Source organism: Pseudomonas sp. FP2196 (genome assembly GCF_030687715.1).
GTDB lineage: Bacteria > Pseudomonadota > Gammaproteobacteria > Pseudomonadales > Pseudomonadaceae > Aquipseudomonas.
Genome location: NZ_CP117445.1, coordinates 4,283,248 through 4,297,953 on the forward strand (window position 1 = coordinate 4,283,248; position 14,706 = coordinate 4,297,953).

At 58.9% G+C, this 14,706-nt stretch carries 15 protein-coding genes; 8 read left to right on the forward strand and 7 right to left on the reverse strand.

Features of this window, described 5'->3' with window-relative positions; genetic code table 11:
• Positions 1–11: 11 nt before the first annotated feature.
• Entirely contained in the window at positions 12–1,088 is a 1,077-nt protein-coding gene (locus PSH79_RS19115) for a 3-deoxy-7-phosphoheptulonate synthase (RefSeq protein ID WP_042560279.1), read from the forward strand.
• A gap of 65 nt (positions 1,089–1,153) precedes the next feature.
• Here PSH79_RS19115 and PSH79_RS19120 read toward each other — a convergent pair whose 3' ends face one another.
• A complete protein-coding gene (locus PSH79_RS19120) occupies positions 1,154–1,435 on the reverse strand; it encodes a GNAT family N-acetyltransferase (protein WP_003226804.1) in 282 nt (93 codons plus the stop codon).
• A 634-nt stretch (positions 1,436–2,069) separates the two neighbouring features.
• Here PSH79_RS19120 and oprI point away from each other — a divergent pair.
• On the forward strand, positions 2,070–2,321 hold the full coding sequence (gene oprI / locus PSH79_RS19125) for an outer membrane lipoprotei OprI (RefSeq protein WP_003199355.1): 252 nt from the start codon (positions 2,070–2,072) through the stop codon (positions 2,319–2,321).
• Between the two features lie 122 nt (positions 2,322–2,443).
• On the opposite strand, the gene PSH79_RS19130 is transcribed toward oprI, so the two are convergent.
• The 3 genes from PSH79_RS19130 to PSH79_RS19140 form a co-directional block, all read right to left on the reverse strand.
• On the reverse strand, positions 2,444–3,415 hold the full coding sequence (locus PSH79_RS19130) for a L,D-transpeptidase family protein (protein ID WP_305439014.1): 972 nt from the start codon (positions 3,413–3,415) through the stop codon (positions 2,444–2,446).
• 110 nt (positions 3,416–3,525) lie between these two features.
• Positions 3,526–3,819: a hypothetical protein gene (locus PSH79_RS19135; RefSeq protein WP_007955656.1), complete on the reverse strand. Its 294-nt coding sequence runs from the start codon at positions 3,817–3,819 to the stop codon at positions 3,526–3,528.
• A gap of 57 nt (positions 3,820–3,876) precedes the next feature.
• Positions 3,877–4,482 carry an arylesterase gene (locus PSH79_RS19140; protein WP_016985507.1) on the reverse strand — a complete coding sequence of 202 codons (606 nt, stop codon included), beginning with the start codon at positions 4,480–4,482 and terminating at the stop codon, positions 3,877–3,879.
• 10 nt (positions 4,483–4,492) lie between these two features.
• Between PSH79_RS19140 and PSH79_RS19145 the strand changes: the two genes are divergently transcribed.
• Genes PSH79_RS19145 through greB form a run of 3 tightly spaced genes read left to right on the forward strand, consistent with a single transcriptional unit; the run spans position 4,493 to position 8,212 of the window.
• Positions 4,493–5,176 (forward strand): ABC transporter ATP-binding protein, encoded by a 684-nt coding sequence (locus PSH79_RS19145; RefSeq protein WP_103304726.1) that lies wholly within the window; start codon positions 4,493–4,495, stop codon positions 5,174–5,176.
• Entirely contained in the window at positions 5,176–7,680 is a 2,505-nt protein-coding gene (locus PSH79_RS19150; RefSeq protein ID WP_305439015.1) for an ABC transporter permease, read from the forward strand. The genes PSH79_RS19145 and PSH79_RS19150 overlap by 1 nt, the downstream gene beginning before the upstream one ends.
• A gap of 34 nt (positions 7,681–7,714) precedes the next feature.
• Entirely contained in the window at positions 7,715–8,212 is a 498-nt protein-coding gene (gene greB, locus PSH79_RS19155; RefSeq protein WP_305439016.1) for a transcription elongation factor GreB, read from the forward strand.
• 6 nt (positions 8,213–8,218) lie between these two features.
• On the opposite strand, the gene PSH79_RS19160 is transcribed toward greB, so the two are convergent.
• On the reverse strand, positions 8,219–8,527 hold the full coding sequence (locus PSH79_RS19160; protein ID WP_305439018.1) for a class I SAM-dependent methyltransferase: 309 nt from the start codon (positions 8,525–8,527) through the stop codon (positions 8,219–8,221).
• A gap of 295 nt (positions 8,528–8,822) precedes the next feature.
• On the opposite strand from PSH79_RS19160, the gene PSH79_RS19165 reads away from it, so the two are divergent.
• A protein-coding gene (locus tag PSH79_RS19165; protein ID WP_370872524.1) for an IS3 family transposase occupies positions 8,823–10,045 on the forward strand; the annotation gives its coding sequence in 2 pieces (ribosomal slippage) (positions 8,823–9,174 and positions 9,174–10,045; 1,224 coding nt in all).
• Positions 10,046–10,085: 40 nt separating this feature from the next.
• Here PSH79_RS19165 and PSH79_RS19170 read toward each other — a convergent pair.
• Both PSH79_RS19170 and PSH79_RS19175 read right to left on the reverse strand, forming a co-directional pair.
• A complete protein-coding gene (locus PSH79_RS19170) occupies positions 10,086–10,520 on the reverse strand; it encodes a DoxX family protein (protein ID WP_187677689.1) in 435 nt (144 codons plus the stop codon).
• A 108-nt stretch (positions 10,521–10,628) separates the two neighbouring features.
• Positions 10,629–12,050, reverse strand: coding sequence for a transglycosylase SLT domain-containing protein (locus PSH79_RS19175; RefSeq protein WP_305439019.1), 1,422 nt, complete (start codon positions 12,048–12,050; stop codon positions 10,629–10,631).
• A 236-nt stretch (positions 12,051–12,286) separates the two neighbouring features.
• Between PSH79_RS19175 and PSH79_RS19180 the strand changes: the two genes are divergently transcribed.
• Positions 12,287–13,093, forward strand: coding sequence for a TatD family hydrolase (locus PSH79_RS19180; RefSeq protein ID WP_305439021.1), 807 nt, complete (start codon positions 12,287–12,289; stop codon positions 13,091–13,093).
• 126 nt (positions 13,094–13,219) lie between these two features.
• A complete protein-coding gene (locus PSH79_RS19185; protein ID WP_305439022.1) occupies positions 13,220–14,701 on the forward strand; it encodes a methyl-accepting chemotaxis protein in 1,482 nt (493 codons plus the stop codon).
• Positions 14,702–14,706: the final 5 nt, after the last annotated feature.

The window sequence follows — 14,706 nt, forward strand, 5'->3', positions numbered from 1 at the left end:
ACGAGTAAACGATGGCTGATTTACCGATCAACGACCTAAACGTCGCCTCTAACGAGACCCTGATCACTCCTGATCAGCTCAAGCGTGATATCCCTCTGAGCGACGCCGCCCTGCGCACCGTCACCAAGGGCCGCGAAGTCATTCGCAACATTCTTGATGGCACCGACCACCGTCTGTTCGTAGTGATCGGCCCGTGCTCGATCCACGACATCAAGGCTGCCCACGAATACGCCGAGCGCCTGAAGGTGCTGGCTGCGGAAGTCTCCGATACTTTGTATCTGGTCATGCGCGTGTATTTCGAGAAGCCACGGACTACCGTCGGCTGGAAAGGCCTGATCAACGATCCTTATCTGGACGACTCCTTCAAAATTCAGGACGGTCTGCACATCGGTCGCCAGTTGCTGCTGGACCTGGCCGAAAAAGGCCTGCCGACCGCCACAGAAGCGCTTGACCCGATCTCCCCGCAGTATCTGCAGGACCTGATCAGCTGGTCGGCCATCGGCGCGCGTACCACAGAATCCCAGACTCACCGTGAGATGGCTTCCGGCCTGTCCTCGGCAGTCGGTTTCAAGAACGGCACCGACGGTGGTCTGACTGTGGCGATCAACGCCTTGCAGTCGGTTTCCAGCCCGCACCGTTTCCTCGGCATCAACCAGGAAGGTGGCGTGTCGATCGTCACCACCAAAGGCAACGCCTACGGCCACGTAGTGCTGCGCGGTGGCAATGGCAAGCCGAACTACGATTCGGTCAGCGTAGCCCTGTGCGAACAGGCGCTGAACAAGGCGAAGATCAAGCCGAACATCATGGTCGATTGCAGCCACGCCAACTCCAACAAGGATCCGGCCCTGCAACCGCTGGTGATGGAGAACGTCGCCAACCAGATCCTCGAGGGCAACCAGTCGATTATCGGCTTGATGGTCGAGAGCCACTTGAACTGGGGCTGCCAGGCGATTCCGAAAGACCTCGCCGACCTGCAATACGGCGTGTCGATCACCGATGCGTGCATCGACTGGTCCGCCACCGAGAACACCCTGCGCAGCATGCACGCCAAGCTCAAGGATGTTCTGCCAAAACGCCAGCGCAGCTGATACGCGTTTTACAGGCATAAAAAAACGCCGGGCAATGCCCGGCGTTTTTGTGTGTGGCGTATGGCTCAGATTTTCGCGGCGCGGCGCTGATGACGTTCCATGTAGCGCTCGACGTAGGAGCACGATGGGATCACCGTGTAACCCATTTCTTCGGCGTATTGCAGCGCGCTTTCGGTCAGCGCTGCCGCGATGCCACGGCCGCGCAGGGCGTTGGGCACAAATGTCCGATAGATATCCAGGGTCTGTTTCCCCAGATCCATATAGGTCAGGTAGGCACGATGACCGTCCACATTGGTCTCGAACTGATGACCAGCCTGGTCATGGTGGATGGACAACGCCTCGCTCATCACTACTCCTCGCGGGTCTTGAATTCTGACCCCTACCTTACCGATGTTTTTCCGGCGAAGGAACATCTACGCCACCCTGTGCCTGATGGACACCGAGAAAAGACACACCGATCTCGCACAATCGAGCACGTAATAAATAGTAGGCACCATTGGCAAAAATGCTCAAGGTACGCTCGTCATTACACTCATTGACCGGGTTGCTCCGATGGACGCAGGGTGGCTGGGGGAGAAGATCTCCCGGGCCGACTACCTGAACATTGCCGGATGTTGAGACTTAAGACGTGCCACCTTTTTTAAAGTCACCTCAACATGGACAAAGATAAGCGAAGCCGTCCGCAGAATCCGTATGAAAGTATGGACAAAGTCATCTAGACAGACTTTCCCCACCGCTGCAAAACAGTGCGCGGCAACGGGAACTTTTTCTCAATAACTCGCTCAGCTCGGGGCTTGTAGCTGGATACTTTTTAAACAGTTCAGTTAAAAGTTGCTCGAAAAAGAATCAACGCCTACAATTTTTTTTGCTTCTTGCCTTACGTCAGTTTACTTACTACAAGTAATGGGTAGTATGTACGCCGGCTATTTCCTCAATCGGAGGAGACAGCCACTTAATTGAAAGTCCTTGAAGGGGAACACGATGAACAACGTTCTGAAATTCTCTGCTCTGGCTCTGGCCGCAGTTCTGGCTACCGGTTGCAGCAGCGCATCGAAAGAAACCGAAGCACGTCTGACCGCTACTGAAGACGCAGCTGCTCGCTCCCAGGCTCGTGCAGACGAAGCTTACCGTAAAGCTGATGAAGCTCTGGCTGCTGCTCAAAAAGCACAACAGACTGCTGACGAAGCTAACGAGCGTGCTCTGCGCATGCTGGACAAAGCTAGCCGCAAGTAATAATCCCTCGGGATTGTTATCAAGCCGACCCATTTTTTGGGTCGGCTTTTTTGTGCCCGCCGCTTTTGTCCGGGCATAAAAAAACCCGCCGATGCTGAGATCGGCGGGTTTTGTTTTTCAGCTTACTGTTGCAGGTCGATGGGCGCCGCCGAAACAATCGGTGCCGACGTATTCGGCGTGCCGATCTCCGTCGGCAGGCCGTCTTCGGCCGCAACCACATCACGCACCACATCCCAGTTCATGCGCAGGTTGTTGGTGACATCTTCACGCTTGAGCATCGCGTTGATCACCGCAGTGTGCTTGTCGACCACCGACGGGTTGCCCTTGTCGTCGATCGGCGTGTGCGCCTCCAGATAGACCTTGCCACCACTGCGACCGAACTTGTACGCATCGTTGATGATACGCACCGAGGTACCGACCGGCACCATGCCAGCCATTTCCAGCACGTTGTTGTTGAACATGCGGAAACAGCCGTGACTGGTACGCATGCCGATACCGAACTTCTTGTTCGAACCGTGGATCAGGTAGCCCGGAGTACCCAGGGTGAACTTGAAAGGACCCAGCGGGTTGTCAGGACCTGCCGGCACCACGTTTGGCAGCGGATCACCGTCAGCGGCGTGCTCGGCCTTGATCGATGCCGGAGGCGTCCAGGTCGGGTTCGGCGTCTTGGCTATGATCGATGTATGCGCGATGGGCGAACCCCAGCCCTCACGACCGATACCCAGCGGGAAGGTGTACACCACGTTCCGGCCTTTCGGGAAGTAGTAGAGACGGTATTCGGCAAGGTTGATGACGATGCCTTCACGCGGGCCTGGCGGCAGAATGAAACGCGTCGGCAGGACGATTTCGGTACCGGCGCCCGGCAACCAGGCATCGACGCCCGGGTTGGCCGCAACCATTTCCGAATAACCCAGATCGTAGGTTGTGCCCAGATCGGCGAAAGTGTCTTCGTACTTGGCTTTGATCACCTGCACCTGGCCGATGATGTCCTCACCGGGAGGTGGCAGGGGAAGCTCCAATGCAGCAACGGGACCCGCCACACACAGGGCGGCAAGTGACAGGCAGCGGGTGACGGCAGGAAAGCGCGGCAACATCCGGAAAATCCTTCGCATGATCAACAAGGGTATAAGTGCGCGATTGTACACCGCGCCTCGGGAATTCGGGGAGATGCGCCGATAGACCGTGCAAAGCGGCCTGAATGGCTTTAAAGCTCGAAGCGCAACTCAGGCCAGATCGGCGAAGTGCCACGCTTCTGCGATTCGAGGATCGCCCGGCACAGCGAGCACAGGCGTTGATCCTGGAACACACGGCGATCCACACTCGACCAGCGCGGCTGCGCCGGCAACAGACTGCCGCACAGGGTGCGATCGGCAGAGCCACCCAATTCGAGTTGACGGGTCACCAGATGCACCCGCACTTCCTGGCAGGCGAACAGATCCAGCTGTTCGTCAGGCTCGATCAGTTGGTAGGCAAACAGGGACCAGGCAGAACGCGGCATCGGGGGCTCCAAATAAGGGGGCGCCACATTAGCCGAAAGCCTGCCGCTAGAAAAGCCTCATAACAGCGGTTTTAGCGTCGGCCAGACATTTTCCAGCAACTTGCCCTGAGCCCCGGCCGCCGGGTGCAGACCATCGGCCTGCATCAGATCTGGATGACCGCCCACACCGTCGAGGAAAAACGGCACCAACGGGATCTTTTTATCGTCGGCGAGTTTGCCGTACACCTCGGCGAAGGCATCGGTGTAGCGCTTACCGTAGTTAGGCGGCAATTGCATACCGAGCAACAGCACCTTGGCGCCGCTTTGGCGGGAGCTGTCGATCATCGAGGCAAGATTTTGTTGCAATTGCGTTGGCGGCATTCCGCGCAAGCCGTCATTACCTCCCAACTCGAGAATCACCAGCTCCGGCTTATGCTCTGCAAGCAGCGCCGGCAGGCGTGCCTGGCCTCCGGCACTGGTGTCACCGCTGATGGAGGCATTCACTACTTTGTCGTCGAAACCCTCCTGTTTGAGCCGTTGCTCAAGCAACGATACCCATCCCAAGCGGGTATCCAGTCCGAAACCGGCGCTGATACTATCGCCAACGATCAGGACAGTACCCGCCGCTGCGTTCTGGGCCATGCACATTAAGGCCAGGCCAGCACTCAAAAACCACACACGCATCGGATTCTCCATGGGCGCAAGCATTCTCACCGCGAAGAACCTCAGCAAAGTGGTTCCCAGCGCGGAAGGTGAACTGACTATCCTGCACGAACTCAGCCTGGAACTGAACAAGGGCGACAGCCTGGCCATCGTCGGCGCGTCCGGTTCCGGCAAATCCACCCTCCTCGGCCTGCTCGCCGGACTCGATTTGCCGAGCAGCGGCGAAGTGACACTGGCCGGCCAGAGCCTGAGCAATCTCGACGAAGACCAGCGCGCGCGCATCCGAGCCGAGCATGTGGGTTTCGTTTTTCAATCGTTCCAGTTACTCGACAGCCTCAACGCGCTGGAAAACGTCATGCTGCCGCTGGAACTCGATGGCCGCAAAGACGCCCGCGAGCGCGCCACCGAGTTGCTTCAGCGGGTTGGCCTCGGTCAGCGTCTGACGCATTCACCGCGCCAGCTCTCCGGTGGCGAGCAACAACGCGTGGCGATTGCCCGGGCGTTTGCAGCCGAACCGGACGTGCTGTTCGCGGATGAGCCCACCGGCAATCTCGACAGCCACACCGGAGAGCGCATCAGCGACCTGTTGTTCGAATTGAACAAGGAACGCGGCACCACCCTGGTGCTCGTGACCCACGACGAACGCCTGGCGCATCGCTGCCGGCGCCTGATCCGTCTTGAAGCCGGGCTGTTGGTCGCCCCTCTGGAGCCTTGATGGCACGCCTGCCGCTGTTGCGTCTGTTCAGTCTCGCCATTCGCCAACTCATGCGCGATGCCCGCGCCGGAGAATTGCGGGTGTTGTTCTTCGCTCTGGTGGTAGCGGTGGCGGCGAGTACCGCCATCGGTTACTTCGGTGCCCGCCTCAACGGCGCGATGATGTTGCGCGCCACTGAGTTTCTTGGCGCCGATCTGGTTCTGGAAGGCAGCTCGCCGGCCCGAGAGGAACAGATCAGAAGCGGCACCGAGTTGCGCCTGAACCATGCGCAGGTGGTGGAGTTTTCCAGTGTCATCGCCACTGACAACGGCATTCAGTTGTCGAGTATCAAAGCGGTCGATCGCGCCTACCCATTGCGTGGCGAGCTCAAGAGCGCCCCGGAGCCATTCGCCACTGAGGAGCCCGGCGGCGAACCACAACCCGGTGAAGCCTGGGTCGAGGCACGTCTGCTGACCGCGCTGGATCTGAAGATCGGCGACAGCATTGATGTCGGCATGAAGACGTTGAAGCTGACACGGGTGCTGACCTATGAGCCGGATCGCGCCGGCAACTTCTATAGCCTCACTCCCCGAGTGATGATCAACCTTGACGACCTCGTAGCGACCGGCGTGGTGCAGCCCGGCAGCCGGGTGACCTATCGAGAACTGTGGCGCGGCGAACCGCAAGCGCTGGAAACCTATCGGCAGTTGATCAAACCAGGGTTGGCGGCAAATCAGCGAGTTCAAGATGCCCGCGATGGCAATCGGCAGATTGGCGGGGCGCTGGGCAAAGCCGAGCGCTATCTGAACATGGCCAGTCTGGTCGCGGTGTTGCTGGCCGGGGTCGCGGTCGCGCTATCGGCAAACCGATTCGCCAGCCGTCGCTTCGATGCCAGTGCGTTGCTGCGCTGCCTCGGTTTGTCCCGCCGGGAAACCATGCTGCTGTTCAGTGTGCAGTTGAGCGTACTCGGTCTGCTCGCCAGCCTCAGCGGTGCCTTGCTTGGCTGGTTGGCACAGTTGGGCCTGTTCGCGTTGTTGCATGACCTGTTGCCGAGTGATGTGCCACCCGGCGGCCTGTTTCCAGCGATAGCCGGGATCGGCACCGGGCTGGTTGCACTGGCCGGTTTCGCGCTGCCGCCACTTGCCGCGCTGGGTCGAGTGCCGCCGCTGCGAGTATTGCGCCGCGACATGCTGCCAATCCCGTCGAGCACCTGGATGGTCTATGGCGCCGCGCTGGGCGCTCTCGGCCTGATCATGTGGCGCCTGAGCCTAGACTTGCTACTGACGTTTGCCCTGCTGGGCGGCGGTGTCGTGGCGGCAGTCATTCTGGGTGGATTGCTGCTGTTGCTGCTGAACAGCTTGCGCCGCCTGTTGGCCCGGGCCTCGCTGCCGTGGCGCCTTGGCCTTGGCCAATTGTTGCGCCATCCGTTGGCGGCTGCCGGCCAAGCGTTGGCGTTCGGTCTGATCCTGCTGTCCATGGCATTGATCGCACTGTTGCGAGGCGAACTGCTCGATACCTGGCAAAACCAGTTGCCGAAAAACGCGCCAAACTACTTTGCTCTGAACATCCTGCCGGCGGACAAACAAGCCTTCACCGATCACCTTATCAAGGTGTCGGCGCAAGCGGCGCCGCTTTATCCGGTGGTGCCCGGACGGTTGATCAGCATCAACGGTGAACCGGTGCAAGAAATCGTCAGCAAGGATTCCGCCGGCGACCGCGCGATTCAACGGGATCTGAGTCTGACCTGGGCAGCTGAATTGCCCAACGGCAACAAGCTCACCGCAGGCTCATGGTGGAGCTCGCAACCGTCTGACGATGTTCCGGGAGTGTCGGTCGAGGGCAAGGTCGCCGAAAGCCTCAAGCTCAAACTTGGGGACCACATGGTATTCAGCGTCGGTGGAGTCAATCGTGAAGCGAAGGTCACCAGCCTTCGGGAGATAAACTGGGACAACTTCCAGCCGAACTTCTTCATGATCTTCCAGCCCGGCACACTGAAGGATCTGCCGGCGACCTACCTGACCAGCTTCTATCTGGCCCCCGGAAACGACCAGCAGATAGTCGAACTGTCGCGCACCTTCCCGGCTGTGACCATCCTTCAAGTCGAAGCCCTGCTTGAACAGCTGCGTAGCATCCTCGCCCAGGTCACCCTGGCCGTGGAATATGTATTGTTGTTTGTTTTGGCGGCGGGCATGGCCGTGCTGTTTTCCGGTTTGCAGGCAACGCTGGATGAACGCATTCGCCAAGGCGCGCTGTTACGGGCACTGGGTGCAGAGCGGCAGTTGCTGATCAAGGCACGGCGCATTGAGTTCGGTCTGCTCGGCGCGGTCAGCGGTTTGCTTGCAGCCATTGGCTCGGAAGTGGTGAGTCTGGTGCTGTATCGCTACGCGTTCGATCTGCCGTGGCATCCGCATCCGTGGCTGCTGGTACTGCCGTTGATTGGCGCGGCGCTGATTGGTGGCGCCGGGGTGTTCGGCACGCGCCGGGCGCTAAACGCAAGTCCGCTGACAGTGTTGCGCGAGGGTTGATAGACTCCGGCTGTCTCTCTCACAAGAAGTTGCCATGAGCCGTTATCGCCCTCCCCGCACCGCCGGCACCGCGCTGATCACCCCTGAAGGTGAAGCGCGGATGCGTGCCGAATTCCATGAGCTGTGGCATGTGCGTCGCCCGCAAGTGACGCAATCGGTCAGCGAGGCGGCGGCTCAGGGTGATCGCTCGGAAAACGCCGAGTACACCTACGGCAAAAAGATGCTGCGCGAAATCGACAGTCGCGTGCGCTTTCTCACCAAACGCCTGGAAGCGCTCAAGGTTGTCAGCGAAAAACCCAGCGATCCGAACAAGGTTTACTTCGGCGCGTGGGTCACTATCGAAAATGAGGAAGGCAAGCAGTCGCGCTACCGCATCGTCGGCCCGGATGAACTGGATCTGAAACTGGGCCTGATCAGCATCGATTCACCCCTGGCGCGCGCCTTGATCGGCAAGGCCCTGGATGCCGAAGTGCGCGTACAGACGCCGACCGGCGAGCAATTCGTGTACATCGTGGCGATCGATTATCCGTAATCGGGATCAGCGACGAGTGATCAATCCCTGTCGCGCGACGCGGATCAATTGCTTGATCATTTGTGGGGCGTCTTCCTGACTGGGCGCCTGAATCACGGCCAGATCGAAACTGTCACTGGCAAAACGCGCCAGCGACTCACCGTCTTCAACAAACTGGATCAGGAATGCGGCAGGACCGCCGCTGCGCCGTGGCCAGCCATCGAGATAACGCAACAGCGTCGGCTGATGTTTACCGCCAAGGAGGATTTTTGGATTGCGCTGGGTGATATGTGCCGTGATCGGCGCGGGACGTGCTGGAGGGCGTAGTGCATTCATCGTGTCGTGTCTCAGCCTCAAAAAGTCTGCATGGCAGGTGAGAGGCAACACCGAACCAGCGCTTTAGCGGTATTTCGAAGCCTTGTTCCGCTTCTGACGGCGACTGTTGAAGTCACCTGGCGCCCCGCAAGTAGCTGTTTAAATCGGCGCATGGGCAACATCCTAGAGAACGTGACCAATCAGTGTCAAGAATCAGCCACAACAAAAAAGGCCCGCACAATGCGGGCCTTTTGTTTGAGCCATGTCCCGTCCTGAATAAGGTTTACACCTTCTGACTTCTTTTCAGGAAGGTGCAATGGATACGGGCACGAAGCGCAGTCAGCGTGATTACACACTGGCTTTTAAATTATCGGTTGTCGACCAGGTCGAAAAAGGCGAGTTGAGTTATAAAGAGGCTCAGCGGCGCTATGGGATTCAGGGTCGGTCGACGGTGCTGGTTTGGTTACGCAAACATGGTCGCCAGGACTGGAGCCAAGGCGCCTCCATTCGTTCCCAGAGGATCAGATCTATGGACGAGCCAACCTTGCCACTGACTCCCGAGCAAAGAATCAAAGAACTCGAGGAACAACTGGCGCTGGCAACTCAGAAAGCCCAATTCTTTGAAGCCGTGGTCGATGTTCTGAAAAATGACTACGGCGTATCTGTCGTAAAAAAGCGACCCGGCAAGTCGTTGCGCAAACCCAAACCCTGAGTGTCAGCAGGGCTTGCCAATTTATGGGAATAAGCCGTCAGGCCTATTACAAACGCAACCGGGTCTACAGGGCTCGGGCCGACCAGGATCAGCAGCTCATAACGTTTGTAGAGAAGGTCCGTGCTCGCCAACCGTGCATCGGCACTCGCAAGCTGCATTCGATGATGCATGAGCAGCGTGAGCAACAGGAGCTCCATGTTGGCCGGGATCGTTTGTTCGCGGTTTTGCGGGAAAGCCGCCAGTTGGTCCGCAGAAAACGGGCGTATCACAAGACGACCGACAGCCATCATCGCTTCCGCCGACACCCCAATCTGCTGAAACCAAGCCCGGAACAAATAGTCGCTACCGGCCCAGAACAGGTCTGGGTGGCCGATATTACTTACCTGCCTACCCGTGATGGCGTTGCCTATTTGAGTTTAGTGACGGATGTCTTTTCGAGAAAAATAGTCGGCTATCACGTGCATGAAAGTCTGCACACCAACTCCGTGGTGCAAGCCTTTCGAATGGCTTTGAAGCGACGTCGAAGCGTTCAGAAACTGGTCCATCACTCGGATCGAGGCGCGCAGTACTGCTCGGCCCTTTATCAAGAAATGCACGCAAAGCATGGCATCACTTGCTCGATGACCGACGGCTACGACTGCTACCAAAACGCCTTGGCAGAGCGGGTCAACGGCATCTTGAAAACAGAGTTCTTGATCCACCGACCTGCGGATTTTGCGCAGGCCACACAGATGGTGCGAGAGGCCGTCACGATCTACAACCAGGAGCGGCCGCACCTCTCTTTAAAATACAAAACGCCCGATGCGGTGCATCGGGCGTTAGGGTGAAACAGGTGTAAACCTATTTCAGGACTAGACACCAAAGCGGTCAACCGGCGATGGCGCGGTCCACCGAGAGCTTGCCGGCACCTTCGATCAACACCGCGAGGCTGCCACCGAGCAGTGCCAGGGCGAACTCGTAACCATTGTTGGCCATGAACAGACCGTTGCTGATGTGCACGGTGAAAATCGCCACCAGCGACAGGAAGGTCAGGCCCAATGCCGCCGGGCGAACCAGCAGGCCGATGATCAAGGCCAGACCGGCGAAGAACTCGGTGCCACCGGCCAGTGTGGCCATCAGATAGCCCGGGGTCAGACCGATGCTTTCCATGTACTGCGCGGTGCCGGCCAGACCGTAGCCACCGAACATGCCGAAGAGTTTCTGCGCACCGTGAGCGGCGAAGATCACGCCGACCGCAATGCGCAGAATGGTCAGGCCGTAACCGGCGCGGGTGAACAGTACCTTGTTGATCAGAGTGCTCATTGTGTATTCCTTGTTTTGCGAGAAGTGTGTGTTGGTTGGCCGCTATATTAATCAGTTAATTTCATGTTAAAAGCGCAAATAATGCGCCATAACAATCAACTTATTTGATCATTTGCGTGAGACAACTTTCTGTCCCCGGGGCTCCAACGACTCTCGCTCCCGGTCGAACGCCAAGTAATACTTGTTCACGCTATTAACATAGCTGACGGCGCCCATTCCCACCTGCTCCATGGCAATGCGCTCGACCTGGAAAAACCACTGATTGGGATTCAACCCCCGCCGCCGCGCTTCGGCACGCATGCCTTGCACCCGCTCCGGACCGATGTTGTAGGCCGCCAGCGTGAAGGCCATGCGCTCACGCTCGTTGAGCTTGGGACTGCTGAAGAACTTGCGACGGATCATTGCCAGGTACTTGGCCCCGGCCTGCACGTTCGCATCGAGATTCTGAATGTTATTCACGCCGACCCGCTGCGCGGCGGACGGGGTGATCTGCATCAGGCCGGTCGGGCCGCTACCGCTGCGGGCATTGGGTTGCAAGGCCGATTCCTTGAACGCCAGTGCGGCCAGGTTCAGCCAGTCCATGTTTTGCGCTTCGGCATGTTTCTGCAGGGTTGGCCGCAGCTTCTCCAGACGCTGGCGGTCGGCCTTGGCCAATGGATAATGGACTTGATAGAGACGGCGGTAGATGCGCAGAAACGCTGCGTCTTCGTTCGAAGGTTTTTTGTACCCCGTCAGGAAACGATCAATGCTCGCCCGCAGCATCGACGCGTCCCGGCGCACAAACCAGTACTCCTCGCCGGGCTCGCTGATCATCAACTGCCGATCAAAGCGCAGCTTGGGCAGGATCTTGCCCCAGCGTTCGGCAATCGGTTGCTCGACGATGGTCAAGTGGAAGATCCCGCCCTGGACCATTTCCAGTACATCTTCGACGGCGAGCGTCGGATCGACCCATTCGATGTTGATCGGTGCCAGTTTGTGCAGCGCCAGTTTCTGGTTGATCTGACTGACCGCGTCCCCTGCTGCACTGCCGGTTGGCAACGCGAGGGTTTTCCCGGAAAGTTGCTCGACCTTGGTGTAGCGCCGCTCGCCCTTGATCCCGACCAGCACTAACGGAACATTTCTCGCAATCGGCTCACTGCTGACCACCGCATAACCCGATTGCAGTTGCAGTAATTCGCCGGGCGCGACCAGATCCCCCTCGCCGCGCTGCAAGGCGCCGAGCAGTTGATCCTTGGCTTTGGGAATGATCTTGAGGGTGACTTCCTGACCGTCACGGGCGTGGCCATTGAGGTATTGCTCGAAGGCGCGCAGGCGATGGTATTCGACGCCGATGGCCTGACCCTGGACTTCGCCGGAGCTGTTGCGACTCTGGTTGACCAGTACACGCAACACCCGGCTGCTACGAATCTCCGAAAGGTCGCGAACCTTAGCCGCCGGCACGGCTTGCAACGGCCCGGGCAAGCGCGCGACCGCCGTCATCGGCAGCAGCAACGATCCACACAACAGCAACAAAACCGAGGGACGAACCATCCACTCTCCGGAAAGAATACGGGGCGAAATCACCGCTGAACGGTCGACATCACCGACGAAAACAGAGCGCTTGGAGCGCTGGTAAAGAGCGAGAGACTGGCACAGTGATGGCTACTACGCCAATACAAGCGGTCTCGCGGCCTCAACAGACAATCATAAGTCGTTGTAGTTCTTGGCTTTTCTTATGAATCTACAGCTCTGGTATGCTTCCCGGCCTTCGGCCCGAGGTAGCAACCATGCAACTCATCGATATCGGCGTCAACCTGACCAACCCAAGTTTCGCCGACAAACACCAAGCCGTACTCGATCGCGCCTACGCAGCCGGGGTCTGCCAACTGGTGCTGACCGGCACCAGCGTCGAGGGCAGCGAACAGGCGCTTGAGCTGTGCCAGCAACTGGATGAGAGCGGGAAAAGGCTGTTCGCCACCGCCGGGATTCACCCGCATTCGGCCAGTGACTGGAATGCTGACAGCGCCAGGCGTCTGCGCAGTTTGCTGAACGAATCCAACGTGGTGGCGGTGGGTGAATGCGGGCTGGATTTCAACCGAGATTTCTCGCCGCGGCCGCAGCAGGAAAAAGTCCTCGAAGAACATCTGGCGCTGGCCGTTGAATTGCAATTACCGGTATTTCTGCATGAGCGCGATGCCAGTCAGCGCTTGCTGGAAATTCTGAAAGACTTCCGTGATCAATTGCCTGCTGCCGTGGTGCATTGCTTTACCGGCGAGCAAAAGGCGTTGTTCAGTTACCTCGATCTGGATCTGCACATCGGCATTACCGGCTGGATCTGCGACGAGCGCCGGGGCACCCATTTGCATCCGCTGGTCAAAGAGATCAAACGCGGACGGCTGATGCTGGAAAGCGATGCGCCCTATCTGCTGCCACGCACCTTGCGACCGAAGCCGAAAAACGGGCGCAATGAACCGGCGTATCTGACTGAAGTGCTGCGTGAGGTGGCGCTACATCGAGGTGAAACCGAGGAAGACCTGGCGGCGCATACCACCGCGTGTGCCCGGGCCTTTTTTAACCTGCCGGTTTTTTCCTGACACAACCGAAAAACCCACTGGGGATTTGCAGCGTGGCTTGTTGACGTACATCAAGATCCCGGACCTGCATAGCGGCACAATGCTGGCACCTTGCCAATACTGTTTCCGCTATCAGAGAAAACCTCCATGGGTGCCTGGCTTAGCAATATCTCGCTGAAATACAAATTCTGGGCGGTCAATGCGGTCGCCTTCGTCACCACCCTGCTGCTGGTGTTGTACGCCGTGCAACTCGAACAGCAGGCTCGCAGCCACGCCGCACAAGCCTCGGCGCAAGCCCAGGCGCAACTGCTCAAGGTTTGGCCGGCCGGGCAGGCGCTGCCCAAGGCTGATCAGGTGCTGACGTTTAAACGCGGCGAAGCCCCACGTCTCAATGACCAACCACTGCTGGAGATCACCGGCAGCAACGGCTGGAACGAGATCAATCACCTGCCGCTGTTCGGCGATAACCCGCTGTTGGGCGCCGAAGTGTTCAGCCGTGCCGACGGCCAACAAGTCGCGGTCATCGCTTATGGACCAAGCCTGACGCAAGTGTTCGGCGAGCGTTTTGCCAATTACGCGGCGGCGGTGCTCATCCTGATGCTGGCGATGCTCGGCGCTTCACAACTGCTGATCCGCTTCCTGCTCAGCCAGCTAAACACGCTGAAAGACGTGATGTTGCACGTCGAGAAGAGCGGCGACCTCTCCGCCCGTGTCCCGCTGGCCGGCAAGGATGAGGTCGGGCAGATGGCCAATGCGTTCAACGCCATGCAGGCAGGCTATCAACGCGTGGTCACCACCGTCGCCAACACCGCGCGGCAACTGGATGTCGGTGCGGCGCGGCTGGCCTCGAGCATGAACGAAGTGCGTCACGGCATGCTCGGCCAGCAAAGCGAAACCGATCAGGCCGCCACAGCGATCAACGAAATGACCGCCACGGTTTACCACATCGCCCAACACGCCGGCGCCACCCGCGACCTCTCACAGACCGCCGACGGCTTGGCCGGCAGTGGCCAGCAAGTGGTGGCGCGCGTGCAGCATTCGATTGCCGGGCTGTCCAGCGGCGTGCAGCAGACGGCCGAGATGATTCAACGGCTGGCCGAGGACAGTCAGAAGATCAACAGCGTGGTCAGCGTGATTCACAGCATCGCCGAGCAGACCAATCTGCTGGCGCTCAACGCCGCCATTGAAGCCGCCCGGGCCGGTGAGATGGGCCGTGGTTTTGCAGTGGTTGCCGATGAAGTACGCAACCTGGCGAAGCGAGTGCAGACCTCGACCGATGAGATCACCACCATGGTCTCGGCGCTGCAGGCCGGCACGCGCGATGCGGTGGATTTCATGCAGGAGAGTTCGTTCAAGGCCGACGACTGCGTGCAGCAGGCGCAGGAGGCCGGCGAGGCGTTGGCGGAGATTACCGGGGCGGTGGCGCAGATGCGTGAGAGCAACACGCAGATTGCCGTGGCGGCTGAACAACAGAGTCAGGTCGCCGAAGAGATGAATCGGGCGGTGGTGAGCATTCGTGATGTGACCGAGAACACCGTGCAGCAGACGGTGGATTCGGCGACCACCAGTAATGAGTTGGCGACGCTGGCTGGCGAGTTGAGCAAGGCGATAGGTCAATTGAAACTCTGAAGGAC

Bases quoted from the DNA above. Each gene is read 5' to 3' on its own strand.
- PSH79_RS19115 (WP_042560279.1), top strand. From the start codon at position 12: ATGGCTGATTTACCGATCAACGACCTAAACGTCGCCTCTAACGAGACC.
- PSH79_RS19120 (WP_003226804.1), bottom strand. From the start codon at position 1,435: ATGAGCGAGGCGTTGTCCATCCACCATGACCAGGCTGGTCATCAGTTC.
- oprI (WP_003199355.1), top strand. From the start codon at position 2,070: ATGAACAACGTTCTGAAATTCTCTGCTCTGGCTCTGGCCGCAGTTCTG.
- PSH79_RS19130 (WP_305439014.1), bottom strand. From the start codon at position 3,415: ATGTTGCCGCGCTTTCCTGCCGTCACCCGCTGCCTGTCACTTGCCGCC.
- PSH79_RS19135 (WP_007955656.1), bottom strand. From the start codon at position 3,819: ATGCCGCGTTCTGCCTGGTCCCTGTTTGCCTACCAACTGATCGAGCCT.
- PSH79_RS19140 (WP_016985507.1), bottom strand. From the start codon at position 4,482: ATGCGTGTGTGGTTTTTGAGTGCTGGCCTGGCCTTAATGTGCATGGCC.
- PSH79_RS19145 (WP_103304726.1), top strand. From the start codon at position 4,493: ATGGGCGCAAGCATTCTCACCGCGAAGAACCTCAGCAAAGTGGTTCCC.
- PSH79_RS19150 (WP_305439015.1), top strand. From the start codon at position 5,176: ATGGCACGCCTGCCGCTGTTGCGTCTGTTCAGTCTCGCCATTCGCCAA.
- greB (WP_305439016.1), top strand. From the start codon at position 7,715: ATGAGCCGTTATCGCCCTCCCCGCACCGCCGGCACCGCGCTGATCACC.
- PSH79_RS19160 (WP_305439018.1), bottom strand. From the start codon at position 8,527: ATGAATGCACTACGCCCTCCAGCACGTCCCGCGCCGATCACGGCACAT.
- PSH79_RS19170 (WP_187677689.1), bottom strand. From the start codon at position 10,520: ATGAGCACTCTGATCAACAAGGTACTGTTCACCCGCGCCGGTTACGGC.
- PSH79_RS19175 (WP_305439019.1), bottom strand. From the start codon at position 12,050: ATGGTTCGTCCCTCGGTTTTGTTGCTGTTGTGTGGATCGTTGCTGCTG.
- PSH79_RS19180 (WP_305439021.1), top strand. From the start codon at position 12,287: ATGCAACTCATCGATATCGGCGTCAACCTGACCAACCCAAGTTTCGCC.
- PSH79_RS19185 (WP_305439022.1), top strand. From the start codon at position 13,220: ATGGGTGCCTGGCTTAGCAATATCTCGCTGAAATACAAATTCTGGGCG.